This window comes from Acidovorax sp. LjRoot117 (genome assembly GCF_964252695.1).
Classification (GTDB): domain Bacteria; phylum Pseudomonadota; class Gammaproteobacteria; order Burkholderiales; family Burkholderiaceae_C; genus Acidovorax.
Map to the genome: position 1 here is coordinate 167,040 of NZ_CAXUPO020000008.1, position 11,345 is coordinate 178,384.

The 11,345-nt window shown below is 69.7% G+C and carries 11 protein-coding genes; 8 read left to right on the top strand and 3 right to left on the bottom strand.

From position 1 onward, the window contains the following. The first annotated feature begins 85 nt into the window (after positions 1-85). The 7 genes from ACSQ3D_RS19730 (at position 86) to ACSQ3D_RS19760 (ending at position 8,684) form a co-directional block, all read left to right on the top strand. Positions 86-1,183 carry a 4-oxalomesaconate tautomerase gene (locus ACSQ3D_RS19730; RefSeq protein ID WP_436128013.1) on the top strand — a complete coding sequence of 366 codons (1,098 nt, stop codon included), beginning with the start codon at positions 86-88 and terminating at the stop codon, positions 1,181-1,183. 168 nt (positions 1,184-1,351) lie between these two features. After that, on the top strand, positions 1,352-2,365 hold the full coding sequence (locus ACSQ3D_RS19735) for a Bug family tripartite tricarboxylate transporter substrate binding protein (protein WP_396506410.1): 1,014 nt from the start codon (positions 1,352-1,354) through the stop codon (positions 2,363-2,365). A 39-nt stretch (positions 2,366-2,404) separates the two neighbouring features. Then, positions 2,405-3,526, top strand: a complete 1,122-nt coding sequence (locus ACSQ3D_RS19740) for a porin (protein WP_436128014.1) — start codon at positions 2,405-2,407, stop codon at positions 3,524-3,526. Positions 3,527-3,775: 249 nt separating this feature from the next. Next, positions 3,776-4,759, top strand: a complete 984-nt coding sequence (locus ACSQ3D_RS19745) for a LysR substrate-binding domain-containing protein (RefSeq protein WP_436128015.1) — start codon at positions 3,776-3,778, stop codon at positions 4,757-4,759. Positions 4,760-4,981: 222 nt separating this feature from the next. Beyond that, the gene (gene tcuA, locus ACSQ3D_RS19750; protein WP_436128016.1) at positions 4,982-6,436 is read left to right on the top strand and encodes an FAD-dependent tricarballylate dehydrogenase TcuA; all 1,455 of its coding nucleotides are present in this window, start codon (positions 4,982-4,984) and stop codon (positions 6,434-6,436) included. Beyond that, a complete protein-coding gene (tcuB, locus tag ACSQ3D_RS19755) occupies positions 6,423-7,616 on the top strand; it encodes a tricarballylate utilization 4Fe-4S protein TcuB (RefSeq protein WP_436128017.1) in 1,194 nt (397 codons plus the stop codon). Before tcuA ends, tcuB begins: the two co-directional genes overlap by 14 nt. Positions 7,617-7,709: 93 nt before the next feature. Next, positions 7,710-8,684 carry a Bug family tripartite tricarboxylate transporter substrate binding protein gene (locus tag ACSQ3D_RS19760; RefSeq protein ID WP_436128018.1) on the top strand — a complete coding sequence of 325 codons (975 nt, stop codon included), beginning with the start codon at positions 7,710-7,712 and terminating at the stop codon, positions 8,682-8,684. Positions 8,685-8,709: 25 nt separating this feature from the next. Here ACSQ3D_RS19760 and ACSQ3D_RS19765 read toward each other — a convergent pair whose 3' ends face one another. Continuing rightward, the gene (locus tag ACSQ3D_RS19765) at positions 8,710-9,204 is read right to left on the bottom strand and encodes an NUDIX hydrolase (RefSeq protein ID WP_436128019.1); all 495 of its coding nucleotides are present in this window, start codon (positions 9,202-9,204) and stop codon (positions 8,710-8,712) included. A 108-nt stretch (positions 9,205-9,312) separates the two neighbouring features. After that, positions 9,313-9,822: a GNAT family N-acetyltransferase gene (locus ACSQ3D_RS19770; RefSeq protein ID WP_436128052.1), complete on the bottom strand. Its 510-nt coding sequence runs from the start codon at positions 9,820-9,822 to the stop codon at positions 9,313-9,315. Positions 9,823-9,988: 166 nt separating this feature from the next. Between ACSQ3D_RS19770 and ACSQ3D_RS19775 the strand changes: the two genes are divergently transcribed. Beyond that, the gene (locus ACSQ3D_RS19775; RefSeq protein WP_156370415.1) at positions 9,989-10,402 is read left to right on the top strand and encodes a nuclear transport factor 2 family protein; all 414 of its coding nucleotides are present in this window, start codon (positions 9,989-9,991) and stop codon (positions 10,400-10,402) included. A 68-nt stretch (positions 10,403-10,470) separates the two neighbouring features. Here ACSQ3D_RS19775 and ACSQ3D_RS19780 read toward each other — a convergent pair whose 3' ends face one another. Further along, the gene (locus ACSQ3D_RS19780; RefSeq protein WP_056410973.1) at positions 10,471-11,172 is read right to left on the bottom strand and encodes a riboflavin synthase; all 702 of its coding nucleotides are present in this window, start codon (positions 11,170-11,172) and stop codon (positions 10,471-10,473) included. Positions 11,173-11,345 lie beyond the last annotated feature (173 nt).

Below are 11,345 nucleotides of genomic sequence, written 5' to 3' on the forward strand. Positions count from 1 at the left end.
ACACGGCATATATTGCACAGCGTGCATCAATCGTTGCCAACAATGCAATTCACAAACAAGTCGCCGCGCCGCACCATGCGGACCCATGAGCTACAACCTTCCTTGCGTTCTGATGCGCGGCGGCACCTCCCGGGGCCCTTTCTTCCTGGCCGACTGGCTGCCGCAGGACACCGCCCAGCGTGACCGCACGCTGATAGCGGCCCTGGGCTCGCCGCACGAGCTGCAGATCGACGGCCTGGGCGGCGGCAACTCGTTGACCAGCAAGGTGGCCATCGTCTCGCGGTCGGTGCACGCCGACTGCGATGTGGACTACCTCTTCGCCCAGGTCAGCGTGGACGAGGCCCGCGTGGACACCCGCCCCAACTGCGGCAACATGCTCGCCGGCGTGGGGCCCTTCGCCATCGAGCAAGGCCTGGTGCCCACCAGCGCCACCGGCGACGTGACGCGGGTGCGGGTCTACAACGTGAACACCCGCTCGCGCATCGACGTGCAGGTGCAGACGCGCGGCGGCCGGGTGCACTACGAAGGCGACGTGCACATCGACGGCGTGCAGGGCACGGCCGCCCCGGTGCTGATGAACTTCCTCGATGCCTGGGGCGCCGTCACGGGCCAGATCTTTCCGACCGGCCAGCGCATCGACACCCTCCACGGCCTGCCAGTGACCTGCATCGACGCCGCCCAGGTGATGGTGCTGGTGCGCGCCGCTGACCTGGGCCTGCGCGGCGACGAAACGCCTGCCGAACTCGACGCCGACACGGCCCTGCTGGCCCGGCTCGAAGCCCTGCGCTGCGAAGCCGGGCTGCGCATGGGCATGGGCGATGTGTCCCACAGCGTGCTGCCCAAGCCGGTGATCGTCTCCGAAGGCACGGTACCCGGCAGCATCACCTCGCGCTACTTCACGCCCCGGCGCTGCCACCGCTCGCACGCAGTGACCGGCGCCATCGGCGTGGCCGCCGCGATGGTGCTGCCCGGCACCGTGGCCACCGACACCCGCACCGCGCCCAGCGCCGGCACGCGCCGGGTGGAGGTGCTGCACCCGGCCGGCCGCATCCACGTGGACGTGGAGCTCGCACTGGTGGACGGGCACTGCACGCTGGTGCAGGCCGCCCTGGTGCGCACGGCCCGAAAGATTCTGGAGGGCACGCTGTTCGTGGCGCACCACACGCTCGAGCCCCACGACTGAAGTCCCCGGCCCAAAGACCGTACTGCCGGACTGCCGTGCGGCGGGCACATCGATACGCAACGCGGCGTACCGCGGGCACGTCCCGCGCCGCCCTTCTTCAACCCTCAACCCTTCCGCTTTCCGCTTTCCGCTTTCGCTATTCCATACCTACATCACAGGAGACAAGACATGACTCGCCACACTGCACCCACACAGCCCTCTGCACCCCTTTCGCGCCGGCGCACGCTGGCCGCCGGGCTGGCCCTGGCCACTCTCGCAGCCGGCATGCCGCTGGCTGCGCACGCCGCCTTTCCCGAGCGCTCGATCACCCTCGTGGTGCCCACCGCGGCCGGCGGCGGCAACGACGGCATGGCCCGCGTGGTGGCCCAGAAGATGTCCCAGCTGCTGGGCCAGTCGGTGATCGTGGAGAACAAGGCGGGCGCCAACGGCGCCATCGCCGCGGAGTTCGTGGCCCGTGCCGCGCCGGACGGCCACACCATCCTGTTCGGCTACATCGGCACGCACGGCATGAGCCCCGCGCTGCAAAAGCTGCGCTACGACCCCATCACCCAGTTCGAGCCCATCGGCATGGTCTGCTACTCGCCCACGCTGATGGTGATCAACCCCAAGGTGCCCGCCAAGACGGTGGCCGAGTTCGTGGCGCTGACCAAGGCGAACCCCACCGCCTACAACTACGCATCGGCCGGCAACGGCACCGCGCCGCACTTCTCGGCCGAGATGTTCAAGCTCGAAAGCGGCGCGCAGATGGCGCACGTGCCCTACCGCGGCTCGGCCCCGGCGATGAACGACACCATGGCCAACCAGACGCAGGTCATGTTCCCCAGCCTGTTCTCGGCCTCCTCGCACGTCAAGAACGGCAAGCTGCGCGCGCTGGCCCTGGCCGGCCCCAAGCGCTCGTCGCTGATGCCCGACGTGCCCACGATGGAAGAGGCGGGCATCAAGGGCGTGGAGATCACGCAGTGGTACGCGCTGTTCGCCCCGGCCAAGACTTCGAAGGCGGTGGTGGAGCAGCTCAACAAAACGCTCAACGCCGCCCTGGCCGACAAGGACGTCGCGCGCCGCATCGAAGAGCAGGGCGCCGTGGTGGACAGCAGCACGCCCGAAGCGCTGGCCATGACCGTGCGCCAGGAGCTCGCCAAGTGGCGCGGCGTGGTGCAAAAGGCCCAACTGACGGCTGATTGACCCCGCCCCCCAAAGAACACACCGATCCGAGGAGACACCATGACAACAAAGACCGCGGCGCCGTACGCCCTGTCCGCGCCCTTCACACTCTGCGCACTGCTGGCCTGCACACCCGCCTTCGCGCAGACGATGCCTGCAGCACCGACCACAGCCCCGTCCTCCGCGCTCACGCTCTACGGCGTGGTGGACCTGGGCGTGCGCCAAGCCAGTGGCCTCTCGGCCGCCAACGCGCCCGCGCCGGGGTCGAGCCGCAGCCTGGGCAGCGGCATCCACACCACCAGCCGCTGGGGCGTGCGGGGTACCGAAGACCTGGGCGGCGGCCTGCGTGCGCTGTTCAACCTGGAAAGCGGCCTCAACGCCGACACCGGCGCGCCCGCCAACAGCAGCAAATACTTCGACCGCGCCTCGTGGGTGGGCCTGCAGGGCGGGTGGGGCACGGTGGCGCTGGGGCGGCAGACGACCACGCTGGCCGACGCCATATCGCCCGTGGACCCGCTGGCCATGCGCTTTGCCAGCTTCAACCCCAACATCGGCGTGACCGCGCTCAGCCAGCACGGCCTGGGCATCGAGTACGGCAGCGCGGGCGCCAACTCGGGCTCGTACCGGCTGGACAATTCCATCAAGTACACCGGCCGTTTCGGCGGATTCACCGCACGGGCCATGCTGGGACTGGGCGAGGTGGCGTCGCAGACCTCGCCCTTGTCCTCGCGCGGCGTGGGCCTGGCCTATGCGGACGGCGGCTTCACCGTGTCGGGCGCTGTGCAGAACTTCAAGGACGCCAACCTCCGCTCGCTGGACGGCGCGACGCTGGGCGCGGCCTACCAGTGGGGCACCGTGCGCCTGGCGGCCAACGCCGGGCGCAGCAAGGCGCAGACCGGTGCGGCCACACACACCGAGCAGCGCGTGCTCTCGGCCGGTGCCACCTGGGCGGCCCTGCCGCTGCTGGACCTGACCGCCACCTACTACAAGGTGGACCGCGAGCGCACCGGCTCGGCCGACGATGGCTACGGCCGCATGGTCGCGTTTGCCGAGTACAAGCTGTCGCGCCGCACCCGGGTGTACGCCGAGCTGGACCACACGCGCTGGCGCAACGGCTTTCAGGGCGCGGCCAACAAACGCACGGCCAGCGGCGTGTCTGCCGGCGTGATGCACAGCTTCTGAGGTCGCAAGGCCCGGCTGCGCAGCGTCTGGTGGGGCTGCGCAGCCTGTTTCTTTTCTGGCCCATGCGGGCGGCATGGCACCTGCGCGCCGTCGATTCTTCCCTGACGTCACCACGCTACAAAAACAGTAGCTGCTTGCGCTGTCCCATCCAGCGGCAGGGCCCGTTTTTCACCAAAAAGCAGTGCCACCCGAGTGTGCGAACATCCGCGCCATCACACACCGTGATGGCATTCGCCATGGGGCCCTGCGATGGAACTGAGACAACTGCGCTATTTCGTGCGCGTGGTGGAGCGTGGCTCCATGAGCCGCGCCGCCCTGGACCTGGACGTGGTGCAGTCCGCGCTCAGCCAGCAGATCACCCGGCTGGAGGGCGAGCTGGCCACGCGCCTGCTGCAGCGCACGCCGCGCGGCGTGACGCCCACCGAGGCGGGCCTGGCGTTCTTCCGCGAGGCCCAGCTCACCCTGCGCCATGCCGACCAGGCCGTGCGCGCCGCGCAGCAGGCACGCCTGTCGGGCACCGTCACCGTGGGCCTGGCGCCCACCACCGCGGGCGTGCTGGGCCTGCCGCTGATGCAGGCCATGCGCACGCGCTACCCCGACGTGCGGCTGCACATGGTCGAGAGCATGTCGGGCCACCTCACGGCCATGCTCAACGCGCGCGAGCTGGACCTGGCCGTGCTGTTCGACACCCGCCTGCACCAGGCCCGGCAGGCCGCGGGCGCGCGGCGCTGGGAGATGGCGCCGCTGCTGGAAGAAGACCTGTTCCTCATCTGCGCACGCCGAGGCCCTGGCAACCCCGGCGGCCGCGCCTTGCCCGACACCCTGACCGTGGCCGAGCTGGGCGACGAGCCCCTGATCCTGCCCACCGGCCCGCACGGCCTGCGTAGCACGCTCGACACCGCCTTTGCGCGCGACCGCGTGGCGCCGCACGTGGTGCTGGAGGTGGACTCGCTGGCCATGGTGATGGCCGCCGTGGACGCGGGCCTGGGCTCCACCGTGCAGCCCTGGGCCGCCATGGGCCGCTACTCGGACGCGGCCGAGCGCTTTCAGTGCGCGCGCCTGACCGACGCGCCCGCCCGCCGCGTGAACCTGCTGTGCAGCCTGCCGGACGAAGAACTCTCGCCCGCCGCGCTGGCCACGCGCGTGGTCATGGCGGACTGCGTGCGCGAGCTGGTCGCCAGCGGCCAGTGGTTCGGGACGACCTGGATCGGCGGCGAAGGCGCAACCGTCTGAACCTGCCACGCGCCCTCAACGGCCACGCTGCCATCTCGATCCGTGATACCCCCATGACCTGAGCCCGCTGCACGGCGGGCCGCCGTCTCCCTACAGTCGCCGTCACACGATGAACGACACGGCGACCCCGCCAGGAGACACCACCATGGGCCCCACACCCCATCCCACCACGCCTGCCTGCAGCAGGGGCTGCACCCGCCGCATCCGCACGGGCCCACGGCCATGAGCGTGGATGTCCTGGTCATCGGCGGCGGCAACGCCGCGCTGTGCGCCGCGCTCATGGCGCGCGAGGCAGGGGCCAGCGTGCTGCTGCTCGAATCCGCCCCGCGGGCCTGGCGCGGCGGCAACTCGGCCCACACCCGCAACCTGCGCTGCATGCACGATGCGCCGCAGGACGTGCTGGTCGGCAGCTATCCCGAAGAGGAGTTCTGGCAGGACCTGCTCAAGGTCACCGGCGGCCTGACCAACGAGCACCTGGCGCGCCTGGTGATCCGCGCGTCGGCCACCTGCCGCCCCTGGATGCGCCGCCACGGCGTGCACTTTCAGCCCGCGCTGGCGGGCACGCTGCATGTGGCGCGCACCAACGCGTTCTTCATGGGCGGGGGCAAGGCGCTGGTCAATGCCTACTACCGCAGTGCCGAGGCGCTGGGCGTGCAGGTGCGCTACGAGTCGCCGGTGGAGCGCCTGGATATCGACAACGGCCGCTTCGTCGCGGCGCACCTGGCAGGCGGCGAGCGCATCACCGCCAGGAGCTGCGTGCTCGCGGCGGGCGGGTTCGAGTCCAACCGCGAATGGCTGCGCGAGGCCTGGGGCCAGAACGAGCGCGGCGAGTGGCCGTCGGACAACTTCCTCATCCGCGGCACGGCCTACAACCGGGGCGTGCTGCTCAAGCACCTGCTCCAGGACCACGGCGCGGACCGCATCGGCGATCCCACGCAGGCCCACATGGTGGCCATCGACGCGCGCGCGCCGCTGTACGACGGCGGCATCTGCACGCGCATCGACTGCGTGTCACTGGGCGTGGTGGTCAACCGCGAGGGCGAGCGTTTCTACGACGAGGGCGAGGACTTCTGGCCCAAGCGTTACGCCATCTGGGGGCGCCTGGTGGCGCAGCAGCCGGGGCAGATCGGCTACTCGGTCATCGACAGCCAGGCCATCGGCCGCTTCATGCCGCCCGTGTTCCCGGGCGTGAAGGCCGACACCCTGCCCGAGCTGGCCGCAAAGCTCGGCCTGCCTGTGGACACCTTCATGCACACGCTCGATACCTACAACGCCGCCTGCCGCGCGGGCACCTTCGACCACACCACGCTGGACGACTGCCACACCGAGGGCATCGCGCCCGCCAAGACCCACTGGGCGCGGCCCATCGCCACCGGGCCGTTCTACGGCTATGCACTGAGGCCCGGCGTGACCTTCACCTACCTGGGGCTGCACACCGACGAGACCGCCGCCGTGCGCTTTGGCAACGCGCCCAGCCCCAACCTGTTCGTGGCCGGCGAAATGATGGCCGGCAACGTACTGGGCAAGGGCTACACGGCCGGGGTGGGCATGAGCATCGGCACCGCCTTCGGCCGCATCGCGGGCGCGCAGGCGGCTTTGGCATCAAAACAGGGCCTACCGCTTGCCCAGCAAGCGCAAGCAGCTATAAAAACAGGAGTACCCCATGCAAGCGCTTGAAGCCCTGACACGCGATGCCCGGGCGCTGGCCAACGGCGACGTGGTGCCTGCACTGCCGCTGACGGGCGCCGAAGCCGAGGTGGCGCGCCAGCTGCAGATCTGCAACGCCTGCCGCTACTGCGAAGGCTTTTGCGCCGTATTCCCGGCCATGACGCGCCGGCTCGAATTCCCCAAGGCCGACATCCACTTCATCGCCAACCTGTGCCACAACTGCGGCGCCTGCCTGCACGCCTGCCAGTACGCGCCGCCGCACGAATTTGCGGTGAACATCCCGCAGGCCATGGCGCAGGTGCGCGGCCAGACGTATGCGGACTACGCGTGGCCCCCGGCGCTGGGCGCGCTGTACCAGCGCAACGGCCTCACGCTGTCGCTCGCGCTGGCGGCAGGCCTGGCGCTGTTCCTGGTGCTGGCCGTGGCGCTGCACGGGCAGGGCCTGGCGGCGCTGTGGAGCACGCCCCAGGGCGGCTTCTACGGCATCTTTCCGCACAACCTGCTGGTGGGCCTGTTCGCGCCGGTGTTCCTGTTCGCCACGCTGGCCCTGGCGCTGGGCGTGCGCCGCTTCTGGCGCGACGTGACGCCCGCCACCAGCGGTGCGCCGCTGAGCGCCCCCGCCACCGCCGAGGCCACCGATGCCGTGCTGCGCCTGAAATACCTGGACGGCGGCCACGGCGAGGGCTGCCACAACGAGGACGACGCGTACACCCTGTCGCGCCGGCGGTTTCACCACCTCACGTTCTACGGCTTCATGCTGTGCTTTGCCGCCACCAGCGTGGCCACGCTGTACCACTACCTGCTGGGCCAGGCCGCACCGTACGACCTGCCCAGCCTGCCCAAACTGCTGGGCGGCGTGGGCGGCATCAGCCTGGCGCTGGGCACCGCGGGCCTGTGGTGGCTGAACCTGCGCCGCCGCCCCGCGCAGGGCGATGCCGCGCAAAAGCCCATGGACCGGGGCTTCATCGCGCTGCTGTTCCTCACCGCGACCAGCGGCCTGGCACTGTGGGCGGCGCGCAGCACGCCGGCCCTGGCGCTGATGCTGTGCCTGCACCTGGGCGCGGTGATGGCGCTGTTCGCCACGCTGCCCTACGGCAAGTTCGCGCACGGCATCTTCCGCACCGCAGCGCTGCTGCGCCATGCGGTGGAAAAGCGCCAGCCCCACCCCATCGGACTGGGTGCCGACTGAGCACGGGCGTGGCGAAGCGCCCCGGTGTGCGGTGACGCCACCGACAACCACACGACAACACGAATCCACAACACCACGATGAAGGAGACCACCATGAAAAAACGCGCTGCCCTGCACGCCCTCGCCACCGCCACCGCCCTGCTGCTGGGTGGCGCCGGCCACGCCCAGGACTTCCCGCCCAAAAAGCCCGTGACCCTGGTCGTCGGCTTTGCCGCCGGCGGCGCGGCCGACGCCGCCGCGCGCCTGATCGCCAAGAAGCTGGGCGAGAACATCGGCCAGCCGGTGGTGGTGGACAACAAGGGCGGGGCGGGCGGCAACATCGCCCACCAGTTCGTGGCCAATGCGGTGCCCGATGGCACGGTGCTGCTGCTGGGCTCGGTGGGGCCGCTGACCATCGCGCCGCACCTCATGAAGCTCACCTACGACCCGTTCAAGGACCTGGCGGCGGTGTCGGGCGGGGTGAACTTTCCGAACGTGCTGGTGGTGCACCAGGGCGCGGGCGCCAGGACGCTGGCCGAGTTCGTGCAGCTGTCCAAGAAGAAACCCGGCAGCGTGGACTTTGCGTCCACCGGCGCGGGCTCGGCGTCGCACCTGGCGGGCGAGCTGTTCAACCAGCGTGCGGGTATCGACATGACCCACGTGCCGTACAAGGGCGGCGCGCCGGCGCTGCAGGACCTGCTGGGCGAGCGCATCACCTCGTACTTTGCTGCGCCACCGACTGCGATGCCGCATGTCGAGGCCGGCAAGCTGATCCCGCTGGCCACCACGGGCCTCACGCGGCCGGCCTATCTGCCGAACATTCCCACCGTGGCGGAGTCAGGCTACCCCGGCTTCGAGGCGCTGAACTGGTACGCCTTCGTGGCCCCGGGCAAGACACCGCCCGCCATCCTGGACCGCTGGAACCAGGAGATCGTGAAGGTGCTGAACGATGCGGGCGTGAAGGAGGCGCTGAACAAGCACGGCCTCACGCCCCAGCCCACCACGCGCGCCCAGCTCACGGCCTTCATGAAGAAGGAATCCGCGCAGTGGGCCGCCATCATCAAGGAGCGCAAGCTCACGGCGGAGTGAACTCCCCCGCACCCGGGGCCTTGAGTTAGCCCTGCTGCGACGCCGGCTCGGTGACCGAGATGTCGGTGTGCACCAGCGACAGCGGAAAGCGCTGGCCCGCCAGGTAGTCCTCCAGGCAGCGCAGCAGCAGCGGGCTGCGGTGGCGCTCGGGGCAGGCGCGGATCTCGTCGGGCGTCATCCACACCGTGCGCACGATGCCGGTGTCCAGCGCGCGCCAGTCGTGGTGCGTGCCCAGCGTGCCCGCGAACGCAAAGCGCATGTAGGTGATGTCGTCGCCGGTGCGCGTCTTGGTGAAGCGGTTCAGGTACACGCCGATCAGGGCCGTGGGCTCGAAGTCGTGGGCCGTTTCCTCCAGCACCTCGCGCGCGCAGGCCTGGATGGGCGACTCGCCCGGGTCCAGGTGGCCCGCGGGGTTGTTGAGCTTGAGGCCGTCCGTGGTCTCTTCCTCGACCAGCAGAAAGCGGCCGTCGCGCTCGACGAGCGCGGCCACGGTGACGTTGGGTTTCCAGCGGTGGGGCATGGCGCGCATTATGACGAGGCAGCATGACGTGCTGCCAACAGCCTCTGTAGCACGCCACATGCTGCTGTCGCGCAGGGGCCACGGCAGCGCTGCCTTGGCGCCAGTTGCCTACAGCATTCGCACCATGTACACCGCGCCTTCGCCATAGCTGGCCAGCCGCGCGCGCTGCACCGCATCGGCCAGCGGCTGCACGGCGTAGCCCTGGCGCTCCCAGTAGCCTTGCGAGCCCTGCACCGACACCAGCGCCGTGTGCTGCAGGCCCTGCGCCCGCGCTGCGTCCCACATCGGCTGCAGCAGGGCGCGGGCCAGGCCCTGGCCCGCGCAGTCGGGCAGCACGGCCATGTCGTGCAGGTAGAGCGTGTCGGGCTGCGGCACCGCCTCGAAGCTGCCGTGCAGGGGCGTTACCTTATTCCGCACCGACCGGTAGGCGGCCAGGTAGGCACACACCACGCCCGCCCGCTCCAGCACCAGCGAGCAGTTGGCGGGGCTGGCCAGGCGCCGCGCAAAGACCTCGCCGCTTTCCACAAAGCCCTCGCCGTAGCAGGCCAGCTGCACCGCCAGCAGGCCGGGCAGGTCCTGCAGTGAGAGGAGGCGAACGTGAGGTGGAGTTGAGCGCATCAGGGCACGGTGGTCAGCAATGGCCAGGTCCTCAATGATAGGGACGTGCATGACCTGCCGGGTCATCGACGCCGTTCACGCCCTTTTGAACAATGACCCCAGGCCGCACGCGCATGTCCTGTGCGGCCGACCCACCTGTATCCACACCCTCAAAAGGAGCCTTGCCATGAACACCGTCGAAACCCCGGAGCACGCCACCACCATCCCCACCGCCGCCACGGTTGCCCCCGAGTTGGCCGCGCGCTACATCGCCGCCTGGAACGCCACCGACGGCGCGCAGCGCGACCATCTGGTGCGCAGCACTTTCAGCAGCGATGTGCAGTACCGCGACCCCATGATGGAAGGCCAGGGCCACGATGGCCTGGCCGCATTGATCGCCGGTGCGCAGCAGCGGTTTGCGGGTCACCGTTTCACCCTGCTGGGCACGCCCGAGGGGCACCATGATGTCGTGCGCTTTTCGTGGGCGCTGGCCGCCGATGGCGCAGAGCCCGTGGCGCGCGGCACGGATATGGCGGAGGTCGACGCACACGGCCGCCTGCGCAAAGTGACCGGTTTTCTCGACTATGTCGCCGGGGCCTGACTGCGACACGGCGCAACGCGAAGCAAGGCGGCGTCAGGCCTGCACTGCAGGCCCTCACCCTCACCACGTCACTTCAGCACCGGCGCCTGCACGAAGTCGTCGAGCGACAGGCCCTTTTCCTTGAGCAGGGCTTCCAGCACGGGCTGCAGGCGGCCCAGGCTTTCCTGCACCGCCTCGCGCACGGTGTCCACCACCACCTGGGTGCTGCGCTCGATCTCGATGTTGAGCGCATCGCCCTCGCGTTTGCCCTCGAACACGGTGGCGCGGCGCGTCTCGGGGATCATCCAGATTTCGAACCAGCCCTCTGGCCGGTTCACCTCGGCCACCGTGAGGCTGGCGCCGTGGATGGCGATGTAGCCCTTGGCGAAGATATAGCGGCGAAAGGCCTCGGGCACCGCCACGCGCCACACCAGGTTGTTGTCGAACTCGCGGCGCTGCACCAGCGTGCCGGTGAAGTCCACATGGCCCGACAGCGGGTGGCCGCCGATCTCGGCCCCGTCCTTGGCTGCGCGCTCCACGTTCACGCGGTCGCCCTCGGCGTAGCTGCCCAGCGTGGTGATGTTCAGGCTTTGCAGCATCACGTCGAAGTTGGCCTGCGTGGGCGACAGGATCTCGGTCACCGTGAGGCACACGCCGTCGGTGGAGACGCTGGCGCCGATGGCCAGGTCCTGGCAGAAGCCTGGCGGAAAGTCGAGCGTGAAGGTGCGCAGGCCTGCGCGGTCTTGGATGGCGGCAATGCCTGCCGTGGCCTGGACGATGCCTGTGAACATGGTGGCGCGGCTTCCGAATGCGTTGAATTGGAAACCGGGAATTTTGCCACCCACAGCTATTGCAGGTTGCACGAGGGTTGATACCCGTCGGCATCGGGTATTCATGCGCATCGCACAGCAGACATCGCCTGCAACACGCGCAGCCCAGACCAGGGCAGCCAAGCAAGGGCCGC